The organism is Acidimicrobiales bacterium (assembly GCA_041394185.1).
In the GTDB taxonomy this organism is placed as follows: Bacteria; Actinomycetota; Acidimicrobiia; order Acidimicrobiales; family Poriferisodalaceae; genus JAAETH01.
The window spans coordinates 485,362-506,781 of sequence record JAWKIQ010000001.1; the positions used below are offsets into that span (position 1 = coordinate 485,362).

General features: G+C 65.0%; 19 protein-coding genes and 1 pseudogene. 8 read left to right on the top strand and 12 right to left on the bottom strand.

Translation table 11 applies throughout. The features are described 5' to 3' along the window. The first annotated feature begins 8 nt into the window (after positions 1–8). The 3 genes from R2770_02340 to R2770_02350 all read left to right on the top strand — a co-directional run bounded on the left by R2770_02340 (position 9) and on the right by R2770_02350 (position 2,292). On the top strand, positions 9–1,211 hold the full coding sequence (locus R2770_02340) for an MFS transporter (GenBank protein MEZ5279285.1): 1,203 nt from the start codon (positions 9–11) through the stop codon (positions 1,209–1,211). Between the two features lie 82 nt (positions 1,212–1,293). After that, on the top strand, positions 1,294–1,809 hold the full coding sequence (locus tag R2770_02345) for a bifunctional nuclease family protein (GenBank protein ID MEZ5279286.1): 516 nt from the start codon (positions 1,294–1,296) through the stop codon (positions 1,807–1,809). Positions 1,810–1,851: 42 nt separating this feature from the next. Further along, on the top strand, positions 1,852–2,292 hold the full coding sequence (locus tag R2770_02350; GenBank protein ID MEZ5279287.1) for an OsmC family protein: 441 nt from the start codon (positions 1,852–1,854) through the stop codon (positions 2,290–2,292). Between the two features lie 2 nt (positions 2,293–2,294). Here the strand turns inward: R2770_02350 and R2770_02355 are convergent, their stop codons facing one another. Further along, complete coding sequence (locus R2770_02355) at positions 2,295–3,020, bottom strand: enoyl-CoA hydratase/isomerase family protein (protein MEZ5279288.1); 726 nt, start codon at positions 3,018–3,020, stop codon at positions 2,295–2,297. A 110-nt stretch (positions 3,021–3,130) separates the two neighbouring features. Here R2770_02355 and R2770_02360 point away from each other — a divergent pair, with 110 nt between their 5' ends. Continuing rightward, positions 3,131–4,762, top strand: a complete 1,632-nt coding sequence (locus R2770_02360; GenBank protein ID MEZ5279289.1) for an NAD(P)/FAD-dependent oxidoreductase — start codon at positions 3,131–3,133, stop codon at positions 4,760–4,762. A 39-nt stretch (positions 4,763–4,801) separates the two neighbouring features. Here the strand turns inward: R2770_02360 and R2770_02365 are convergent, their stop codons facing one another. Next, on the bottom strand, positions 4,802–6,193 hold the full coding sequence (locus tag R2770_02365) for an MFS transporter (GenBank protein ID MEZ5279290.1): 1,392 nt from the start codon (positions 6,191–6,193) through the stop codon (positions 4,802–4,804). Positions 6,194–6,263: 70 nt separating this feature from the next. Between R2770_02365 and R2770_02370 the strand changes: the two genes are divergently transcribed. Continuing rightward, positions 6,264–6,908, top strand: coding sequence for a helix-turn-helix domain-containing protein (locus R2770_02370; GenBank protein ID MEZ5279291.1), 645 nt, complete (start codon positions 6,264–6,266; stop codon positions 6,906–6,908). Between the two features lie 142 nt (positions 6,909–7,050). Here the strand turns inward: R2770_02370 and R2770_02375 are convergent, their stop codons facing one another. From R2770_02375 to R2770_02385, 3 genes are read right to left on the bottom strand one after another with little or no spacing between them, the layout of a single operon-like run. After that, the gene (locus tag R2770_02375) at positions 7,051–7,800 is read right to left on the bottom strand and encodes an enoyl-CoA hydratase-related protein (GenBank protein ID MEZ5279292.1); all 750 of its coding nucleotides are present in this window, start codon (positions 7,798–7,800) and stop codon (positions 7,051–7,053) included. A 14-nt stretch (positions 7,801–7,814) separates the two neighbouring features. Further along, positions 7,815–8,657 (bottom strand): polyphosphate kinase 2, encoded by an 843-nt coding sequence (gene ppk2 / locus R2770_02380; protein MEZ5279293.1) that lies wholly within the window; start codon positions 8,655–8,657, stop codon positions 7,815–7,817. Positions 8,658–8,711: 54 nt separating this feature from the next. Beyond that, entirely contained in the window at positions 8,712–11,105 is a 2,394-nt protein-coding gene (locus R2770_02385) for a glycoside hydrolase family 31 protein (GenBank protein MEZ5279294.1), read from the bottom strand. 123 nt (positions 11,106–11,228) lie between these two features. Here R2770_02385 and R2770_02390 point away from each other — a divergent pair, with 123 nt between their 5' ends. Continuing rightward, positions 11,229–12,014, top strand: a complete 786-nt coding sequence (locus R2770_02390; GenBank protein ID MEZ5279295.1) for an SDR family NAD(P)-dependent oxidoreductase — start codon at positions 11,229–11,231, stop codon at positions 12,012–12,014. A 95-nt stretch (positions 12,015–12,109) separates the two neighbouring features. Here R2770_02390 and R2770_02395 read toward each other — a convergent pair whose 3' ends face one another. The 3 genes and pseudogenes from R2770_02395 to R2770_02405 all read right to left on the bottom strand — a co-directional run bounded on the left by R2770_02395 (position 12,110) and on the right by R2770_02405 (position 14,772). Continuing rightward, the gene (locus R2770_02395; protein ID MEZ5279296.1) at positions 12,110–13,654 is read right to left on the bottom strand and encodes an MFS transporter; all 1,545 of its coding nucleotides are present in this window, start codon (positions 13,652–13,654) and stop codon (positions 12,110–12,112) included. Between the two features lie 251 nt (positions 13,655–13,905). Further along, a pseudogene (locus R2770_02400) lies at positions 13,906–14,178 on the bottom strand (glutathione peroxidase). Positions 14,179–14,202: 24 nt separating this feature from the next. Then, on the bottom strand, positions 14,203–14,772 hold the full coding sequence (locus tag R2770_02405) for a hypothetical protein (GenBank protein MEZ5279297.1): 570 nt from the start codon (positions 14,770–14,772) through the stop codon (positions 14,203–14,205). Between the two features lie 23 nt (positions 14,773–14,795). Between R2770_02405 and R2770_02410 the strand changes: the two genes are divergently transcribed. Then, a complete protein-coding gene (locus R2770_02410) occupies positions 14,796–15,872 on the top strand; it encodes a 4-oxalomesaconate tautomerase (protein MEZ5279298.1) in 1,077 nt (358 codons plus the stop codon). A gap of 9 nt (positions 15,873–15,881) precedes the next feature. Here R2770_02410 and R2770_02415 read toward each other — a convergent pair whose 3' ends face one another. Next, on the bottom strand, positions 15,882–16,814 hold the full coding sequence (locus R2770_02415) for an aldo/keto reductase (GenBank protein ID MEZ5279299.1): 933 nt from the start codon (positions 16,812–16,814) through the stop codon (positions 15,882–15,884). A gap of 59 nt (positions 16,815–16,873) precedes the next feature. Between R2770_02415 and galK the strand changes: the two genes are divergently transcribed. Next, positions 16,874–17,872 carry a galactokinase gene (gene galK / locus R2770_02420; GenBank protein ID MEZ5279300.1) on the top strand — a complete coding sequence of 333 codons (999 nt, stop codon included), beginning with the start codon at positions 16,874–16,876 and terminating at the stop codon, positions 17,870–17,872. 25 nt (positions 17,873–17,897) lie between these two features. Here galK and R2770_02425 read toward each other — a convergent pair whose 3' ends face one another. From R2770_02425 to R2770_02435, 3 genes are all read right to left on the bottom strand, one after another. After that, positions 17,898–18,299 (bottom strand): HNH endonuclease signature motif containing protein, encoded by a 402-nt coding sequence (locus R2770_02425; protein MEZ5279301.1) that lies wholly within the window; start codon positions 18,297–18,299, stop codon positions 17,898–17,900. 257 nt (positions 18,300–18,556) lie between these two features. After that, positions 18,557–18,790: a hypothetical protein gene (locus tag R2770_02430; GenBank protein ID MEZ5279302.1), complete on the bottom strand. Its 234-nt coding sequence runs from the start codon at positions 18,788–18,790 to the stop codon at positions 18,557–18,559. 119 nt (positions 18,791–18,909) lie between these two features. Next, complete coding sequence (locus tag R2770_02435) at positions 18,910–21,231, bottom strand: putative PEP-binding protein (protein MEZ5279303.1); 2,322 nt, start codon at positions 21,229–21,231, stop codon at positions 18,910–18,912. Positions 21,232–21,420: the final 189 nt, after the last annotated feature.

Genomic DNA, 21,420 nt, shown 5'->3' on the forward strand with positions numbered 1-21,420 from the left:
TTTCGGCTGTGTCCACCGAACGTTCAGCATCGGCCTACAGCGCCGTGCACAGCCGCGCTCTCAAATCGGTGGCGGTTCAGTTCTTCGTGAACGGTGCCCTGTTTGCGTCGTTCGTGCCCCGACTGCCCGAGATTCGCGACCGGATCGAGGTTTCGGTGTCGACCATCGGCGTGTTGTTGTCGCTGGCCGGTCTCAGCGGCCTGTTGGGAAGTGCGGCGGTTGGGCACGTCATCGGCCGGTTCGGAACCAGGCGGGTGATGCTGTCGGCAAGTGCGGTTGTATCGGGCTGCCTCGCGGTTGTCGGGCTGGCTCGCTCTCCAGCGCTGTTCGTCGTCGGGCTGATGGGCATGATCGCGTTCGATGTGCTGGTCGATGTGGCCATGAACATGCAGGGCTCGTGGCTGAGCGCTCTGCGGCACACGCCCGTGCTGAACCGCCTGCACGGCCTGTGGAGCCTGGGCACCCTGGTGGGGGGAGCGGTCTCGTCTCGAATGGCGGCGGCGGGCGTGTCGTTGACCGCCCACCTTCTGGGTGCTGCCGCGGTACTGCTGTTGGTGCTGGCCTACGTCGGACCCGGTCTTTTGGCCGACGACCTTTCGCCGGAGACTGCGACCGAGCCGGCGAACGACAGCGACCACCGGCCGATGCGCCCGGTGTCGGTGGGAAAGCTGGTGCTGTTCGGGTTCTTTGCGGCCGGCTTCTTCGGCGTGACCTTGGAGCTGACCGCCATCGACTGGGCCGCGTTTCGACTCAGCGACGACTTCGCACTGTCGGCCGGCTCGGCTGCATTTGGTTATGTGGCGGTCACGGCCGGCATGACCGTTTCGCGCTTCGTGGCCGACTCGGTCGTGGCGCGGCTGGGAACCATGACCACGACCTGGATCTCGCTCGGGCTCACGGCCACAGGAATGCTGATTGCAAACCTGTCGGCCAGCTCTTCGCTTTCGCTGGTGGGTTTTGCCCTGAACGGTGCAGGCATCGCCGCGCTGTTGCCGGCCATGTACGACACCGCGGCCAAGCTGCCGGGCCGGTCGGCGTTGGGCCTTGGTGCGCTGACCGCCGGGCTGCGGACAGCGGCGCTGAGCGTTCCGGGCGTCGTCGGGCTTCTGGCCGGCACCGGGTTGTCGGTGGGGCAAGCCGTGGTCGTCGTGGCCCTGCCCAGCGTGGTGGGGTTTGGTGTGGCGGTGTCGCGGATGGGTGTGTTCCGGTGAGTGTCGGCCTGTGACATCCTCCTCTGACGCAAGCTGCGTAGACGGGCCATGATGGGTGCAGGTCCATCGAGAGGAGACCTCCATGAAGGTCCCCGTAAAGCTGCTCGGGCTTCACTTCGCCCCTTCGTCGGGCGCCACCGTGGTGTTGCTGGGTGAGTTCGACAACCCAGACCGGGTACTGCCGATCTTCATCGGACCTGCCGAAGCACGCTCGATAGCCATGGCGATGGCCGAGGTCGAGATATCGCGGCCACAGACACACGACCTGTTCGTCGACGTGATCGAGGCGCTCGGCGCCAAGCTGGTCAGCGTCGACGTCAACGACCTGATCGACAGCACCTTCTTCGCAGACCTGTCGCTGGAACACGACGGCGAGACGGTGGTGGTTTCGTCGCGGCCCAGCGATGGCATCGCGTTGGCCGTGCGGGTCGGCGCGCCCGTCAATGTCGAGTCAGCGGTGCTGGACGAGGCCGCGGTGATGGTCGACCACGACGTCGACACCCCGTTTGCCGACGACGAGATCGACCAGATCGTCGAGCGGTTCCAGAGCTATCTCGAGACCGTCACACCCGACGACTTCGTCGACCCCAACGACTGAGCGGGGTTGGATATCGGCCGCTGAAGCGCTTTGCTTTGTGCTGTGAGCAACACCAAGAGCACCACGGTCCATCATCTCGTCGGCAAGCGGTTTGTGGGCAAGACCCCCGACGGCATGCAGGTGATGATCGACGGCGAGGACGCGGCCAAGACGGGCATGAACCCCATGGAGCTCTTGTTGAACGCCGTGGGTGCGTGCGCAGCGTTCGATGTGGTTGTGATGATCGGCAAGCGGCGCCTGGACCTGCTGAGCTATCGCATTGAGCTAGAGGGCGACCGCGCCGACTCGGTTCCCGCTTTCTATACGGCCATTCGGGCCAAGCACATCATCGATGCCCCAGGCCTCAGCACCAAGATGGCCGAGCGCTTTGTGGGCCTGGCCACCGACAAGTACTGCTCGGTCGCCAGCAGCCTCAACCCCGACATCTCGATCACCTACGAGGTCGAGTTGCTGCACGACGATGCCGAGGGCGAAGACGAATAGCCCTAGTCGCGCACCTGCTGGGCGTTCAGCAGGGCGTTGCTCTTGGGAGCCTCGAACCACGTCTGGGGGTCGATGGTGCGCCGCGCTGTGATGGCTGCCTTGATTGAACGTGACGCGCCAGGCTTGTAACCGGCCATGCGCTCAGCGTGGGCCTGGGCCACCGCCAACACGTGGTCGTCCGGCACCACTTCCTGCACTACCCCCAGCTCGTGCATGCGCGCGGCCGGCACCCGGTCGCCGTAGTAGGCCAGCCTCGCCAGCACGAACTCCGACGCCTTCAGCGACATCCAGGCCGCGTTCATGGGAATGCCCGAGCCCTGGCGGATCTCGCCGATCTGCATGAACGCCGACTCTCCGGCCACCAGTACGTCGCACGCCAGGGCCAGCGAGGTGCTGGCGTTGATCGTGTAGCGCTCGACCGCGGCGATGATTGGGCACTGGCAGTTGTAGAGCGCCATGTGGGCGGCGTTCGTGCTGCTCGACATGTTGGGCACCCATGCGGGCCGCGGATCGGCCTGGAGTTCGGTGAGGTCGATTCCAGACGAGAACGCTCCGCCAGCGCCGCTGAGAACTATCGCTGCGACCGTTTCGTCCGCGCTGAGATCGTTGAGGGCATCGGCCAACTCGTCGTAGAGCGGCCCGATGATGGCGTTCTTCCTGTGCGGGCGGTTGAGCGTGAGCGACGCCCACCCATCGTGGCGTTCGACGAGGACATTCGGATCGGACATGTGGCTTTCCTTGGGACGGGGTTGGTGTCGACCCTATTTCGATGTCGGATGCAGGACCGAACTGGCTGGTGAGCCAACATTGGAGGCGGACGCCTAACGACGAGGAACAGATGAGCAGCATCAATTCCGACAGCCAACAGCCATACGAGGTGATCGTCCTCGGAGCCGGCGTCGGTGGCATCTACCAGATCAAGCGGCTCACCGATTTGGGCATCAGTTCGATCTTGCTCGAGACCGAGGCCGACCTGGGCGGCACCTGGTATCGCAACCGCTATCCGGGGTCCAGGTTCGACTCCGAGAGCTACACCTACGGCTACTCGTTCTCTCAAGAGCTGCTCGACGAGTGGCACTGGAACGAGCGGTTCTCGCCCCAGCCCGAGAACCTGCGCTATCTCAACTATGTCGCCGACAAGTTCGACCTGCGCAAACACATGAGGTTCAACTCACGTGTGGTGTCGATGCAGTGGGACGAGGATGCGAACTTGTGGCATCTGTTCCTCGAGGATGGCACCGAGTTCAAGTCGTGGTTCGTCATAACCACCATCGGGTTGTTGTCGGCACCGACCCTGCCGCGGATCGAGGGGATGGAGACTTTCGCTGGTGAAGCCCATCACACCTTCTATTGGCCATCCGAGCCCGTGCCGATGGAGGGCCGCAAGGTCGGCGTCATAGGCACGGGAGCCACCGGCATCCAGGTCATCGCCGAGATCGCAGACAAGGTCGGCGAGCTGTGGGTGTTCCAGCGACGGCCCAACTGGAGTGCTCCGCTGAACAATTCGCCCATCTCCGAAGAAGAGATGGCCGACATCCGCAGCAGATACCCGGAGATCCTGGCTCGTTGTGATCGCACCCCCGGCAGCTTCGAGCACGAACCCGACCGGCGCGGGTTCTGGAACGTCAGCCGCGAGGAGCGTCTCGAACTCTGGGACCGGCTCTACGACGAGCCCGGCTTCGGTATCTGGCTCCAGAACTTCACCGAGATCTTCACCGACGATGAGGCCAACGCCGAGTTCTCGGCCTACATCGCAGACCGGATCCGGCAGCGTGTGGACGATCCCGAGGTGGCCGAGAAGCTCATTCCGAAAGATCACGGGTTCGGGGTGCAGCGCGTGCCTCTGGAAACTCACTATTTCGAGGCATTCAACCGCGACAACGTGCACCTGGTCGACCTGCTGGAGACCCCGATCGAGCGGATCGTCCCCGAGGGTGTGCAGACGACCGACCACACCTACCCGCTCGACCTTCTCGTGTACGCCACGGGCTTCGACGCCGTCACAGGAGCGTTCGACCGCATCGACATCCAGGGTGTCAACGGCGACAAGCTGGCAACCAAGTGGGCCGATGGTCCGTCCACCTATCTGGGCATCGGAATCCACGGCTTCCCGAACATGATGATGGTTGCCGGCCCACAAAGCGCCTCGTCTACCAGCAACTTCCCGCGGGGGATCGAGCGCCTGGTCGACTGGATCACCGATGCTGTCGTGCACTTCCGCAACAGCGGGGTGAGGCGCGTCGAGGCCTCGGCACAGAGCGAAGCCGAGTGGACCCAACACATCGAAGACCTGTACCAGCCCATGCTGATGAAGCGGGCTCAGGGCTGGTTCACCGGCTACAACTCCAACGTCGAGGGGCATGGCCAGGGCACCGTGCGCTACGTGGTCTACAACGGTGGAGCGCCCAAGTACGCCAAGCTGCTGGGCGAGATCGCCCAAGACGGATACCGAGGCTTCGAAACCGACTGACGCTTCGGCGAGAACTGACCGGAGCCTGGCGGGCCCACATCAGTCGGCGGTGCGGGTCGCCCCGATCTGTCGCAGGCCCACCAGCGCGGCCAACAGCATCGTTGTCGCGATCATGACCCATCCTGCGCGGTGTGCGTCGACCAGCTCTGCAGTTGTCACCGGCGAGCCGATCACGGCGACCAAGACGGCAATACCCAGGGCAGAACCCACCTGGCGAAAGGTGTTGTTGACCGCTCCGCCCACCGATAGTCGCTGGGCGGGAAGGTCTGCGACCGAAGCCGCCGAGTTCACCGGAATGAACATCGCTATGCCCGCGGCCACCAGCTGGCCCAGCGCCATGAACAGCCACGGTCGGGTGGTTTCGTCGAACACGACCACGAACACCAGCATCAGGGCGGCGACCAACAGTGGACCCGCAACAACAAAGGTTCTGAAGCCGAAGCGGCTGGCGAGGCGGCCCGTCACCGGCGACAGCAAAGCGACTGTTGCGGGCGCCACGGCGCTGAGCAGGCCCGCGGTCAACACGTCATATCCCCACGCCTGGCGCAGGAACAGCACGTTGTTGAGACCCAAAGCGGCGAAACCCGCGAAGAAGGCCAGGCCCGAGAAGTTGGCGATCGAGAACGAGCGACTCTGGAACAGCGTCAGGTCCAGTATCGGCTCTGGGTGGGTTCGTTGGCGGGCGACGAACACGACGATGATCGCCAAACCGGCGGCGATCGACCCCAGCGTCCTGGCGTCGGCCCATCCCCAAACCTCAGAGCGTGAGATGCCCAGGGTTGCGCCACCCAAGGCTGCGCTTATCAGGGCTGCGCCTGCGTAGTCGGGGCGCGTCTTGGTGGGGTTTCGGGCCGATTCGCTGAGAGCGCTTCGGCTGGCTGCCAGCAACAGGGCACATATGGGCAGGTTGATCCAGAAGGCGGCGCGCCAATCGGACAGCGATATGGCAAATGCTCCCAGGCTTGGCCCGCTTGCGACGCCGAGGGCACCTATGCCTCCCCACATCGCGACGACCTGCGTGCGGCGCTCGATGGGGAATGCGGCGATCAACAGGCCAAGGGTCGCCGGGGTGAGGGCGGCTCCTCCAAGGCCCTGCAGTGCCCGACCGGCGACCAAGACGCCCAGCCCGGGCGCAAAGGCTGCCACCAGCGAGCCCAGGGCGAACAAGGTGACGCCCACCCGAAACATCAGGCGACGCCCGACCGAGTCTGCTGTCTTGCCCGACACCACCAACAGCGACCCGTAGAAGATGTTGTAGATGGTGACTATCCACGAGGCGTCAACCCGCGAGATGCCGAAGTCGACGACTATGTCCGGGAACGCCACATTGACGATCGAGAGGTCGAGAGTGGTGATGTAGAACGCAGCGGCACACACGGCGAACACTTGCCACGGAGAGGTGGGGGACTGCGTCGGGCTTCTTGTCTGCACGGGGCGAGAGTCGAACACAGCAATTTCCAACTGTCAAATTGGAAACCCCTGTGTGTGATAGGGTGTCGACATGGCACGGCGCTCGTACAACCAGCTATGCGGCCTCGCTGCAGCCCTGGACGTGACCTCGCAGCGATGGGCCATGCTGATCGTCAGAGATCTGGTGCCTGGGCCTCGCCGCTTCACAGACCTGTTCGAGGGGTTGCCAGGCGTGTCGACCGACATATTGGCGCAGCGTCTGCGAGAGCTCGACGATGCGGGCGCAATCCGCAAGATCGAGCTCAGAGATCCTGCGCCGGTGACGCTCTATGAGCTGACCGAGCGAGGTCGCGAACTGGCAACCATCGGCGCTCAGCTGGCCCGGTGGGGTATGCCGTTGCTGCAGGGAGCCGACCGCGGGCAACTCCACAGCAATCCACGGTGGGCGCTTCAGTCGATCGCGTCGAGGTGTGCGTCGTCGCTACCCGAAGGGGTGGCCGAGGGATATGTCGAGTTCGTCATCGACGGCTCCACCGATCTCTCATTGGCGCTCACCCCCGCCGGCGCGTCGATCAGATATGGGCGCGCAGATGAGGCGCCGATCGCCCGAGTCGAGTGCACCTCCGATGCATTCTTCGCTGCGCTGGCCCGGCCTGGTTCCGCAGCAGACACGCCCGACTTCGAAGTCGACGGCGACCTCACCACCGTGCAGGCGCTGCTGGGCGCACTGCGATGAACCCAGAGCCGCCGGCCTAGGAGCCGGGCCGAGAGGTGACGTCTAGTCGTATTGGAACTACCTTCCGCTCTTGTTGGCCCTTGGCCAACGGGCCGCTCGGGCCCCGGGCTAGCTTCTAGGCTTCGCCTATCCGCTAACCCTCTTAGGAGCCGGGCCAGTCTGGTGTGCGCTTTTCGAAGAATGCCGACACGCCCTCGTGTCTGTCTTCGCTGGACATGATGACTTCCTGGGCCGTCCGGGTGACGGCCCAGCCGCGTTCTTCTTCGTCGGCGTGAATCTCGCCGAGAACGGCCAGGGTCTCGCGGATCGAGGTCGGGGCGTTCAGCACGATGCGTTCCGCGAGTTCCACACCAACAGCTACGGCCGTGCCCGGTTCGGCCAGGCGGTTCACCAGACCAAGCCGTTCCAGGCGCGGGGCGTCTACCGGGTCGCCGGTCAGCAGCATCTCGCGAGCAACGTTCAGCGGAAGGGCCCTGGGGGCTCTGAACATGCCCCCGCTGGTGGCCACCAGCCCCCTTCTCACCTCCGGCAGACCAAATCGTGCGTCGCTTGCGGCGACGATCAGGTCGCAGGCCAGGGCGATCTCGAAACCGCCGCCGAAGGCGAAACCCTCTACGGCGGCGATGATGGGCTTTGGCGAGCGCCGGCCGATGATGCCGTACAACCCGCCTCGTTGGGTGGGAGTGCCCGACCCCTCGGCGATGTCGGTACCGGCGCAGAACATGCTGGTGCCACCGGTGATGACGGCCACCCGCGCTGCGGGATCGTCCTCGAACTCGTTGAGGGCACCGTCGATGGCCTCGGTCATCTCGGCGTTGATGGCGTTTCGTTTGGCTTCGCGGTCGAGCCGGATGATCCGAACTGGGCCCATCGTCTCGGTCTGAACTGGCACTGGACCCTCCGGGGTCAAAAGATCTGGGGTACGAAAGTCTGCTCGCGCATGGGCGGGCGGATGTAGGGCATCTCCACACGATCGGGGATGTCGATCGGGTCGGGCACGACATCTTCGTACGGGATCTTCGACAGGATGTGGCTGATGCAGTTCAGCCTGGCGCGGCGCTTGTCGTCGGATGGCACCACATACCAGGGCGCCTGCTTGATGTCGGTGTACTGGAAGGTCGTGTCCTTGGCCATCGAGTAGCGGGTGTACAGGCGGCGCTCTTCGAGGTCCATGTCCGACAGCTTCCAGCGCTTGACCGGCTCCTCGTTGCGGGCCGCGAACCTGCGGCCCTGCTCCTCGTAGCTGATCGAGAACCAGTACTTGAGGATGATGATGCCCGAGCGCACCAGCATCCGCTCGAACTCGGGGCACGTGCGCAAGAACTCCTGATGTTGCTCTTCGGTGCAGTAGCCCATCACCCATTCGACGTTCGAGCGGTTGTACCAGCTGCGGTCGAACAGCACGATCTCGCCACCGCTGGGCAGCAGGGGAACGTAGCGCTGGAAGTACCACTGGGTCTGTTCGCGCTCGGTGGGTTTGGGCAGCGCCTCGGTGCGAACTATGCGAGGGCTCGTGCGCTCGCTGATGCGCTTGATGACTCCGCCCTTGCCGGCTGAACCGCGACCTTCGAAGATGATCAGCACCCGAAGCCCGTGATGGGCAACCCAGTACTGCAGCTTGACCAGCTCTTCCTGCAACTCCTCGAGCTTTTGTTCGTAGAAGCGCTTCTTGAGGGTGCCCTCGGCGGTGTAGTGCTGGTCGCCCGCGGGTGTGTCGTTCAGCAGTGCGTCAGAGGTCTTGAAGGCCATTCGGGCATGGCTCCGGTTCGGCGGACGTGCAACCAAAGGATGGCACACGCCGCTTCAGGTGCTGCATGCGAGAATCTCGGTGAGGGCGCTGAACACATCGGCATCGATATCAAGCCCTGCCAGTGCAGCGATTCGCACCGCCGGGCTCGACTGTGTCTCGATCACCCTCCAGGCCGCCAGCTTGGCCTCGTACTCGATCTGGGCCGAGTTGAGGATGTCGAGGCACCTGTCGTCGACGGTCGTGGTGGCTGCGACTAGTTCGCCCTCGAAGCGAACCTCGATGCCGGCGCGGGCGTCGTGGGCTTCGAGTTCGATGCTGCAGCGACCCGGTGCCGAAGCGATCTCGACGCTGCGGCCATCGTCTGTGGTGGCCGATTCGACACTCGGCCCGCCGATGATTGTGATGGTCCACGTGCGTGAGGGCGGCAACGCATCGGTGTTGCCCGAGGCCGGGTCGATGACCAGCGACGCCGACCGGCTGTCGGCCTGGCGCCACTCGATGTGTGTGCAGGCTGTGGCCGCCCAGATGTCGTCGGGGGTCGAGCCCGAACCATCGTCCTCGAACAGGTCGAAACTGCCGCTTCGGCCGGGAACCACCAACAGCTCGATGGCGTCTGGGTTGGCAGCCGCGGCAGCCATCGGGTCGGTGGTCAATGGAACGATGGCGCCGGGTTGGGCCAGAACCGGTATCGAACTCCACCCCCGGTGCATCTCGACGATGGTGTCGCCCTCGTAGACCGCATCGGTGAAGATGTCGACCCACTGTCCGGGTGGCAGCCATGTCTCGACGGCGCCCATCAGGGTCGACCGCGACAGCGGCTTGGTGATGGGGGCCACCAGCAGTTGGTCGCCAAAGCCGTACTGGTTGCGATGTGTGTAGGCCCGGTCGTCTTCGGGGTGCAGGTGGTACATCGGGCTCACCAGTGGTAGGCCCTGGCGGGCCGCCCGATGGTTCATCGAATGCAGGTAAGGGATCAGCCGGTTGCGAAGACGCAGCGATTCGGCAATCGCACTGCGGGCCTCCAGCGGGAACAACCACGGCTCCTTGATGAGGAATGGGTTGTTCGACGAATGCAGGCGGTTGATCGGGCTGAACACGCCGTATTGCATCCAGCGCACGGTGAGGTCGTCGTCTCGAACACCCCACAGGTGGCCACCGATGTCGTGGCTCCACCACCCATAGCCAATGTCGGTTGCCGACGCGGTGAACTCTGGCTGGAACTGCAGCGATGCCCACGTGATGACGGTGTCGCCCGAGAAGCCGACGGGATAGCGGTGGCTGCCGGGTCCGGCGTAGCGGGAGAAAGTGATCGGCCTGCGGTCATCGCGAGTCGAGTCGAGGAAGTGGAAGTGGTTCAGCATCCACAGCGGATCTACGCCCGGCATCGACGAGGTCCGGCCCTGCTGCCAGTCGATCCACCAGAAGTCGACGCCCTGGTCTTCGAGCCCACGGTGCAGCACATCGAAGTAAGCCTCGAAGAACTGGGGGTCGGTGGGTTCGAAGGTGATGGTGGCCTCCATCTCGGGGTCGCGTGCCAGAGCCGCGCACATGGCCGGGTAGGCGTCCTCGAAGGGCCGAATGCCCTCGTGTGGGTGAACGTTCAGGGTTGTGTGAAGGCCGCGCCGGTGCAGCTCGTCGAGGAAGCGGGGCGGGTCTGGGAACAGGGACGGTTCCCACGAATAGCCGGTCCATCCGGTGCCGTACTGCTCTGGTATCGAGGTCACCCGGTGCCAGTCCATGTCGATGACGGCCACCGACAGAGGGATCTGTTCGGATGCGAAACGGTCCATCAGCGACAGGTACGACTGTTCGGAGTAGCGGTGATAGCGGCTCCACCAGTTGCCGAGCGCCCACCTGGGCAGAACCGGTTGGTGACCCGACAAGGCGTACAGGGCTTGGATTGCGCCGCGATAGTCGTGGCCGTAGGCGAACACGTATATGTCGAGGCGGCCCTCGCCCGAACGCGAGGCGATCCAGCCGTCGTCGGTGAACAGAAACGTGTGCGAGTCGTCGATGACCCCGATTCCGTCGCGGCTGGTGACACCGGGCTCGGCGTCGATACGACCGTCGACGTTGTCGAGTGTGCGGGCGGTGCCACCCAGCGAACGGGGTTGGGTGCCGTAGCGCCACGTGGCTCGATGGTTGCTGAGGCGGCCTTTGGCGGTCACGGTGAGGCCGTGGGGCGAGAACTCCTCGCGGTTGTATCGAAGGTGAAAGCGGTCGGTGCTGACCTCGATGGCGTCCGGCCCGTCGACGACGTCGTAGCGGGGCACCGGTTGATCGCGGTACCAGGCAAAGGTCGACGCCCGATCTTCGAAGCCGCCATCGGGCGACCATTCGAGGCGCACCAAGCCGTCGGTCAGCACTGTGATGCGCCAGTGCCGACCAGATACAACCGCGTCGGGATTTGCCAGCGGGCGGGCGTCTGTCTTGAATCGTTCGTTCATGGTGCTCGGCTCGTCGGGGTGCTCGGGGCGAGATGGTCGAGCGTACAGACAAGCCGACCATCGGCCCTGTTGCCGGCACGGCGGGACCGGTTGAGTGGGGTACGGCCGATATGGAGTGAGCAGATGGAACTCGGACTGGATGGCACGGTGGCGGTGGTGACGGGTGGTGCGTCGACCATCGGCAGGGCGATAGCCATGGCCCTGGCGGCCGAGGGTGCCGTAGTGGCCATCTTCGATCGCGATGGTGCGCTGGCCGACAAGACCACGGCGCAGATCCACAGCGGTGGGGGAGTGGCGACGTTTCATCAGGTCGACCTCACCGATCTGGACTCGACCGAGGCGGCGGTCGGAATCGTCGAGGACGAGCTCGGACCCATTCGCACCCTGGTCAACAGCGTGGGCTGGAACGGTAAGGCGGCCGCATTCTTGGACCTGCCTCCCGAGCGCTGGGCCGAACTGCACACCCGCAACATCGCCACCACCGCCAACGCGACCAGGGCGGTCCTGAGGCGCATGGTCGAGCGCCGCGAGGGGTCGATCGTGTCGATTGCCAGCGACGCCGGCTTTGGGGCCCCGGGCGCCAGCGCCTATGGAGCGACCAAGGCAGGCGTCATGTCGTTCATGCGCTCGATCGCCAGTGAGTATGGGCCTTTCGGGGTCAGGGCCAATACGGTCAGCATGGGTTTGGTGATACCCGAGACGGGCGATCTGGGCGAGCACGGCGGGTGGCGCTATGACACGGGCCTCAACGAGGAGGCGGTCGAGACGATCAAGGCCACCACGCCCCTGCGGCTGTTGGCCGAGGCCAACGACATAGCTTCGGCGGTGGCGTTCTTGGCATCGCATCAGGCTCGTCGCCTGACGGGTCAGATCCTCAGCGTCTCAGGTGGCTACTGCATGCCGCGCTAGACGGCTGCCATGAGGTACTGCATGCCGCGCTAGACGGCTGCCATCAGGTACTGCATGCCGCGCTAGACGGCTGCCATCGGGTACTGCATGCCGCGTTAGTGCGAGTGGTCGAGTTCTTCTCGCGGGTAGAAGCGTTTGATCACCCCGGCCAGCACCACCGCGACGGCGGTGGCCACGAAGAACGCTTGATGCATGCCGTCGACGAACGCCGAGTTGGCTACGCGGATCAGGTTGGCGGCATCGGCCCCACCGATCATGGAGGCGACCTGTGCCGCACCTCCGATCGAGTCGCGGGCGATCTCTGCGAGCTGGGCCGGCAGAGTGTCGGTGGCCGATCCGAGTGACGATTGGTAGCCGCTGGTCATCAGGGTTCCCAGCAAGGCGATGCCTATGGCTCCTCCGACCTCGCGCGTGGTGTCGTTGACTGCTGATGCCACGCCCGCCTTGTCGGGTGGCAGCGAGGTGACGATGGCGTTGGTCGTGGGCGGCATCAGCAGCGCCATGCCGGCCGCCATCGGAGCTATCACCAGGATGATCATGGGGTATGGCGAGTCGGGTTGCAGCAGTTGTGTGAGGGCAAAGCCGGTGGCTTGGATGACGAAGCCGGCGGCGACGACGTTGCGAGTACCGAAGCGGGCGGTGAGCTGAGGGCTTCGTGGGGCCAGCAGAACCATGATCACCGAGAACGGCAACAGCCTTGCTGCTGCACCCAGCGGCGAGTAGCCCAGAACGAACTGCAGGTACAGGGTCATCACGAAGAACATGCCGAACATCGAGAAGAACGCGGCGGTGATGGTCAATGCGCCCAGCCCGAAGCGGGGTATCAGGAACAGTCGGGGGTCGAGCATCGGCTCGGGCCGTTTGAGCTCCCAGATCACGAAGCCCACCAGACCCAGCGCCCCAACTGCGAAGCCGCCCAGGGTGATCCCGGCACTCCAGCCCTTTTCGGGTCCCTCGATGATTCCGAACACCAGTCCGGTGAGGCCGACGATCGACAAGAAGGCGCCAACGAAGTCGAGGGGCCGTTTGCGGGTGTCTCGGCTGTTGGGCACGATCGCAGCTATCGCGATGCCCGCCAGCAATGCGATTGGGGTTGCCACGAAGAACACCGATCCCCACCAGAACCGTTCGAGCAGCAGGCCGCTGCCCAGCGGGCCGATGGCGCCGCCCGCGCCGGCCACGCCTGCCCACACGGCGATGGCCTTGGCCCGTTCGCTCGGGGGAAACACCACGGCGATGGTCGACAGGGTCGCAGGCATGATCAGCGCCGCTCCGATGCCCATGATGGCTCGGAATGCGATGACCTGTTCTGGTGCGTTCGACCATGCGGCGACAGTCGAAGCCCCTCCGAAGATCGTCAGGCCCAGCAGCAGTGCGGGTTTGCGGCCATAGCGGTCGCCGAGGGCGCCGGCGAACAGCAGCAGCCCGGCAAACACCAGGGCGTACGAGTCGAGGATCCAGAGCTGCTCGGTGCTGGTGGGCTCGAGCTCGCGGACGATGGTGGGGATGGCGACGTTCAGCGAGCTGACGCTGGCCACGATCAACACCAGGCACAGGCACTGGATCGCCAGTATCAGCTGGCGCCGAGGGTGCCCCTCGGTCGTTGCACCCGGTGAGGGGTTGGTGGTTTCGGAAGTCACCGGGCCAAGCTAGTGCCGAGCCCGGTGCGCACCGGCCATGCAACCTCAGAGGTAGCTGGCCAGCTCCTCGCCGATCTGCTCGGGTGTGACGGTGGGCGAGTAGCGCTTGACGACCTCGCCGTCGCGTCCGACCAAGAACTTGGTGAAGTTCCAGGGATGTCCTCGTTGCCCTCGTCATCGGGTGCCGACGACTTCAGCCACTTGTAGAGCGGGGCTGCCGCGCCGCCGTTGACCTCGATCTTGGAGAACATCGGGAAGCTGACGCCGTAGTTGTCCTGGGCGAACTGCTTTATCTCGGCGTCGGTGCCCGGCTCTTGGGCGCCGAACTGGTTGCAGGGAAAGCCCATGACCGCGAACCCGGCGTCGGCGTTGGATTCATGCAATGCACGCAGACCTGCGTACTGAGGCGTGAGGCCTCACTTGCTGGCGACGTTTACCACCAACACGACATGACCGTCGTAGGTGTCGAAATCGACCTGATCACCATCGATCGAGGTCATCGAGAACTCGTGGAATTTCCCCATGGGCGAAGCATAGGGGCTGGCGTCCTAGAAGGGGCTGAGTCCCATGCGGTTGCGGGTGCTGGTGAGCTCGCCGAGGTGGTTGTAGCCGTGGCCGATGGCCTCCCACGACAAGAAGAAGTGGCCGGGCTTGCCCGACCACATCGAGTACAACCAATCGAAGCGTTCTGCGGGGGTTCCGATGCGGTCGAGGGCCGACTCGGTGTCTGGCACGGTGCCCAGCACCGACAGGTCGGCTTCGTCTTGTACCCACGACAGCGTCTCGTCGATGGTCGCCAACAGGTACCCGCACACGGCCTCGGGGTCGAGTTCGTCGACCAGCTCGGTGTCTTCTGCCTCGGCCAGGCCACGCCAGGTGTCACCGTCGATGCCCACCCGTGTCATCCATCCGTCGAGCACCTCGGCCCGGCCGCGCAGCACGCCGTTCACCGACAGGTCGTGGTGCCTGGCGGTGTGCCAGGCCACATACACGGGTGCGATGCCCCCGCCGTCGACCCTTTCGTTCATGCGGTCGGGCGGGATGATCGACAGCACACCGTTGGCCAGCCGGTTTCGCAAAGACGCCAGGTCTTCGGTGATCCAGTTCCTCAGATCCATGTGACGATCGTACGATGGCGGGCGTGGATGGGGTGCGTTGCATGTTGATGAGGGGAGGCACGTCAAAGGGCGCGTTCTTCGTTGCCGGCGACCTTCCCGAAGACCCTGCCCTTCGAGACGACCTGATTCTGCGCATCGTCGGTTCTCCCGATCCGCGCCAGATCGATGGCGTCGGGGGTGCCCATCCGCTGACCACCAAGGTGGCGGTCGTCGATCGGTGCGACGACCCGCGCGCCGATGTGAGCTACTTGTTCTTGCAGCCCTCGGTCGATCAGGCGCTGGTATCCGACGCTCAGAACTGCGGCAACATGTTGGCCGGTGTGGGGCCATTCGCCGTAGAGCGGGGTTTGGTGAAGGTCGATGGCGACCGCGCCGTGGTTCGCATATTGATGCAGAACACCGATTCGGTGGCGGTGGCCGGGTTCCGGCTGGCCGATGGCATGCCGGTGTACGAAGGCTCGTTTGCGGTCTCGGGGGTGCCCGGCACCGCGTCGCCGATTCGTCTCGACTTCGAAGATGTGGCGGGTAGCAGTTGTGGAGCGTTGTTCCCCACGGGCAACCAGCTCGATGACGTCGGCGGCGTTGCCTGCACCCTCGTCGACAACGGCATGCCAGTGGTGGTCATCGATGCGGCGTCGCTGGGAATCGATGGGGGAGAGGCCCCGGTCGAACTGGAGGCCGACACGGGTTTGAGGTCAACACTCGAGCGCATCCGACTGGCGGCCGGTCCGATGATGAACCTGGGCGATGTCTCCGAAAGCACCGTGCCCAAGCTCACCATCGTGTCGCCGCCCGCAGACGGGGGCACGCTGAGGACGCGCACGTTCATTCCGCACCGGTGTCATGAGGCCATCGGTGTCCTGGGCGCGCTGACCGTGGCCGTGGCGGCCCGGGTGCCCGGCACCACCGCCCACGACATCGTTTCGGGGGTGACGGCTTCGGACGAAGACGACATGGTGGTGCTCGAGCACCCCACCGGGCGTTTCGAGACGGCTGTGACCGTCGAGATTCGGGATGGTCAGGTCACCGTCGAGCGCGCCGGGTTGGTGCGCACAGCCCGCAAGCTGATGGACGGAACCGTGTTCGCGCGTGGGTATTGAACCCGCTCGCTAGCCGACAATGGCCCGCACCTCGTCCATCTGGTCGGACGAGAGTTGCCAGGTGGCGGCCGCCGCGTTCGAATGAACCTGTTCTGGCCTGGTGGCCCCGGCGATGACCGAAGCCACCTGTGGGTTGGAGGTGTGCCAGCTCATTGCCAGGTCCAGGATGGTGTGGTCGTGGTCGGCGCACCACTGGATCAGACGCTCGACGGCGGCCAGCTTGTCGTCGTCGATGAAGTTGTCGGCCCGGTCGCCCCAAACCTGCAGGCGCGAGCCTTCGGGGCGGGGTTGTCCGAGCCGGTACTTGCCGGTCAACAGGCCCGACTCGAGCGGGAAGTACGGCACGAACGCAATGCCAAGTCGTTCGCAAGCGTCGAACACGCCGTCGGTTTCGGGAGCCCGGTTCAAGACGCTGTAATAGTTCTGCACCGACGCATAGTTGGCCACTCCACTCTGTTGAGCGGACGACGCGGCGTCGTCGAGTTCGGCTGCGCTGAAGTGGGTGCACCCGATCTCGCGGATCTTGCCCTCGGCGCGCAGGTCGGCGAGGCAGCCCAGGGTTTCGGCCTGTGGGGTTTCGGGGTCTGGGCGGTGCAGCTGATAGTGGTCGACGTAGTCGGTGCCCAGACGACGCAGGCTCTGTTCCAGCCGTTCCCTGATCAGCTTCGGGTCTCCGCCACGCTCGCCGTCGGCGAGTTGCCTGGTGTGGCCCCACTTGGTGGCGATCAGCACGTCTGCTCGACGGCTCCCCAGCGCCTGCCCGAGTAGCTCCTCGGAGCGCCCGTCGCCATAGGACTCGGCGGTGTCGAAGTAGTTGATTCCGGCGTCGATGGCCGCGTCGACCACCGCCTTTGTTCCGTCGAGGTCGAGCCTGCCGCCGAAGTTGTTGCAGCCGATGCCGACCACCGAGACATCGAGAGTTCCGAGCTTTCGCCTTTCCATGCGATCAACCTAGTGGCAACTGCGGTTCGCGGTCCGCAGGCTGTGATATTCAGTGCGCCATGTCCGGACAGCTGACGAGAGTCTTCGCCCCCGGCCGGGTGAACCTGATCGGTGATCACACCGACTACATGGGCGGGTTGGTGCTGCCCATGGCCATCGACCGAGGAGTCACGATCGTGGCCACAGGTGGCGGTGCGAAGGTGGACCTCGGATCGGATCAAGAGGTCGAACGTGCCGTGTTCGAGCTGCCGGTTGAAGACCCAGCGGCTGTCGAGCCTGCCTGGGCGCGCCACATAGCCGGGGTTGCTGCCGAGATGAGATCTGCCGTGGGCATGGTGGGCGAGATGACCTCGAATCTGCCGGTCGCGGGGCTGTCGTCGAGCGCAGCCGTCCAGGTTGCCGCAGGGCTGGCGTTGGGGTTCGAGGGACCGGCGCTCGAGCTCGCCGAGCTGTGCCAGCGGGCCGAACACCGGGCCACCGGTGTGCCGTGCGGGATCATGGACCAACTCTCGATCGCCGCCGGTGTCGAGGGCCACGCCTTGATGATCGACTGCCGTTCGCTGGAGGTGGTTCCCCATCGGGTACCCGACGACGTGCAGGTGGTCATCGTGCACTCGGGCCAGCATCGAGAGCTGGTGAACTCCGAGTACGCGATCAGGCGCAGCCAATGCGAGGCCGCCGAGGCCCAGATAGGCGCACTGCGCGATGCGACCCCGGAAGACACCGAGGCGCTCGAGGACCCCGTGCTGAGGGCGCGCGCCAGGCACGTCGTCACCGAGAACGCCAGGGTTGTCGGGTTCGTTCAGGCTCTGCAGGCGGGCGACTACGTCGAGGCGGGGAACCTGATGGTCGAATCGCACCGCAGCCTGGGCGTCGACTTCGAGGTGTCGACGCCGATACTCGATCGCCTGGTCGCCGACCTCACGGCCGTCGATGGTGTTTATGGGGCCAGGCTGACCGGCGCCGGGTTTGGCGGCGCAGTGGTGGCGCTTGCCCGCCCAGGTGCGCTCGACCGCGGCTTCGTCGCGGTGCCCAGCAGCGGAGCACGCCGGCTCTGATCTGTACCGTTCTGCCCAGCCCGGCTCAGGCCGCCGGGTTTGGTGGTTTGGCCCTCGGTTTCTGTTTTCGTGGTGGTGGTTTGGTCCATTGTTCGATGATGGTGCCGTGGGCGTCTTGGAGTTGCCACTGGTCCGGTGTGTGGCCCATGACGAGCCGTGCGTTCATGGCGTGGAGCCGGTCGTGATGATGTGGGCATAGCAGCGCGAGGTTGTCGAGGTTGGTGGTTCCGCCGTGTTCGCGGTGGTGTAGGTGGTGGGCTTCGCAGTGTGTGGCTTCGGTGTTGCAGTGCCGCCACCGGCATGTGCTGTCGCGGATGGCCAGGGCCAGTTTCTGTGTTGGCGTGGCGTACTCGACGTCGTACGCCAGATCCAGGAGTTCTCGGCTGGCTCGTTGGTACCAGCCGTTGATCTGGGCCCTGCACAGCATCGATCGTGCGATGGATGCGGGTATTTGGGTTCCGTCGACGGTGTAGGCCGATCCGTCGGGTTTGTCGAGTTGCCCTGGTCTCGTCCGCGGATTGGCCCATGGCTTCTAAGAGCAGGCGGGCTTTGGTGTCGTCGGGTAGGTTGGCGTTGGTCAGGTAGTCGGCTTGTTCGGAGTTGATGTCTGCCGCTTCCAACGCCTCTGCGACATCGGGATTGGCAGTCAGTCGCTGTGACCTGGCTTCGGCCTCACGTTGGGCCTTACGCCGACGGAGCAGGCGGCCCAGGAACCGGCTTGGAACCACCCTCCGACTCCTTGCCCTTGCGATTGGCGGCACGCTGACGGGCCTTGGCCAACGCGCTCAACAATCGAGCCTCGTGGCCATCCAAACGGGCACGCACACGACGAACACCACCAAGCTCGGCCTCGAGCCCGGCGACATCCATCACTGCTAGTTCGCCGGCGCCGCTGAGCACCACCCGCACCTCTGTCACGCCACAAACCCTAAACAGGGGGTAGGACACTCAACCCAAGCGCACTCAGCAGCGGCGCAAGAAACCGCAGTTGTCGCTAAGAGCCGGACGAAAACCCACAGGCGCCAGAGCAGTTGCGGCTAGAAACTGCCCTCTGCGGTCCGGTCGATGCCCTGGATCAGGATCAGGTCTTCGTGCAACTCCATCCAGACATCGTGATACGACTCGCACATGACGCCGGTGAACTGCTTGGTCTGACCTGCGGCGACGGCCTCGGCCGCAGTGCGCAACCGTGACCGGTAACGACCGAGCCGAGCCACCACTGCGGCCATCGTGTCCAGTACGGGTTCGGCACGGCGGTCCAAGTCGATCAGATCGTCGACCCTGGCCTTGTCATAAGCGGCGTCGGTGTGGTCGTTGGGCTCGCCGTTGCGCATCTGCCAGTCGCTGCAAAGCTGTTTGAACCTGTCGTTCAGCTCGAGGAACTGTTCGTAGGGTTCGGCGAGACCGCCCGACTGCGCCTGCAACCCAGCCAAGACCTCGGCATGGCGCTCGCGGCCTGCTGGCATAAGCATGTACATGCCGCGCGCTTCCATGAAGTTGACGTGACCTGCTTGGGTCAGACCGCCGAGGATCTCGCTGGGCACCGTGCCGAGGCTGGCCCGCAGTCCGTCTTCGGTCGCGAAACCCCTGATCTTCAGCACGTGCAACACCAGGGCCTCGTCGACCTCGAGGGCCGGCGCCGGTGGCCGAGCAGCGACCGCAGCTGTATCGGCCTCGCCATCGGCGTTGCCAGCGCCTGCGTCGGCGGTGGCTTCGAAGCCGAACTCGACATCGTCTATGTGAACTCGCCCGCACTCGAGCAGGGCTTGCGCCACCGCAAGGCGAGCGATGGGGACGCGAAACGGCGAGCAGCTGGCCGAGTCGACTCCCAGGCGCACCAAGAAATCTGCCGACGCAGGATGGCCGGCATGTTCACCGCAGATACCCAACTTGATCGAGGGTCGATGGTGGCGGGCTTCTCGACAGGCGTGTCGGAGAATCTCGCCCACGCCCTCCTGGTCGAGCACAGCGAAGGGGTTCGAGTGCAAGATTCCCTGGGCCTGGTAGGTGGGCAGCAGCTTCGACTCGACGTCGTCGCGGCTGAAGGCGTAGGTCATCTGAGTCAGGTCGTTGGTGCCGAACGAGAAGAAGTCGGCGTGCTGGGCCAGGGCTCCGGCTGTGATGGCCGCCCGCGGCGTTTCGATCATGGCGCCGACGGTCACTACGCCTGCGGCCAGTTCGGGGTGGCCGATCTGGGTCAGTACACCGTCGACCCACGAGCGGGCGATTCGCAGCTCCTCTGCATCGACCACCAAGGGGATCATGATCTCGACGTTGGGTTTGTTGCCCCGCTCGAACAGGTTCGCCGCCGCCTTGCACAGGGCACGTACCTGCATCTCGTAGACGCCGGGCCTCACCATGCCCAGACGGACTCCGCGGGTGCCGATCATGGGGTTGGTTTCGTGTAGGCGGCGCACGGCTGCCAACTCGGCGAGTCCACCGGCATCGAGCTCGCCCCTGGCCTCGGCGGCGGTCAGGTCGAGCAGATCGGGCAGGAACTCGTGCAGGGGAGGGTCGAGCAGGCGCACGGTCACGGGCAGGCCGTCCATGGCCTCGAGCACGCTCTCGAAATCGGTGGTCTGGGCGGCCTCGAGCTCTGCCAGCGCCAGCCGCTCGGATTCGGGGTCGTGGGCCAGGATGAACCGGCGCATGATCGGAAGTCGGTCGGCCGCCAGGAACATGTGCTCGGTTCGGCACAATCCGATTCCCTGGGCGCCGAGCTTGCGCCCATAGCTGGCATCGCCCTTCGTGTCGGCGTTTACGCGCACCTGCACGTGACCGCGGCCGACGTCGTCGGCCCAGCGCAGCAGGGTGTCGAGCTCGGGCGGAGCTTGCGCCCCGGAGGTGGCCAGTGCGCCCCGGTATATGGCACCGGTCGAGCCGTCGATGGTGATGTGATCACCGGCCGACAACACGGTGGTGCCGATGGTCACGCTGTCGACGTCGACGGTCATGGTCGACGCGCCGACCACGGCGGGAATGCCCCAGCCGCGGGCAACTACCGCCGCATGGCTGACCAGACCGCCGCGGGCCGTGAGGATGCCGCGAGAAGCCTGCATGCCCAGCACGTCGTCTGGGGTGGTCTCGGGCCGCACCAAGATGACGTCCTCGCCGCGGTCGGATGCTTCTAGGGCAGCAGCGGCCGACAGCACGATGCGCCCACTGGCACCTCCGGGCGAGGCCGGCAGGCCGTCGCCGATGCGGTCGGGCGAATCGCCGATTTCGAGCTGGCGGTGCAAGAACACAGCGAGTTCGTCTGGCTCGATCGCATTGAGTGCGGCGGCGACTGCGAGCCCGTCTGCGGCTTCGGATGCGGCACGAACGTGGTGGGCGATTCGGCTGGCCAGTTCTTCGCTCAATTGGACCCCTCCCTTGCCTTTGCAGGCGCCTTGGGAGGTTAGCGGCCGAGGTGTCTCTGAGAAATCTGTTGCATCGTGAATGCTAACGACATATCGTTACAGTCGAAAGACAGCAGCCGATATCCGGCTGCGCTGAACCAAGGAGTGTCGATGCATTCGACTGAGAGAACAGAAGGCGGCCGCTACGGT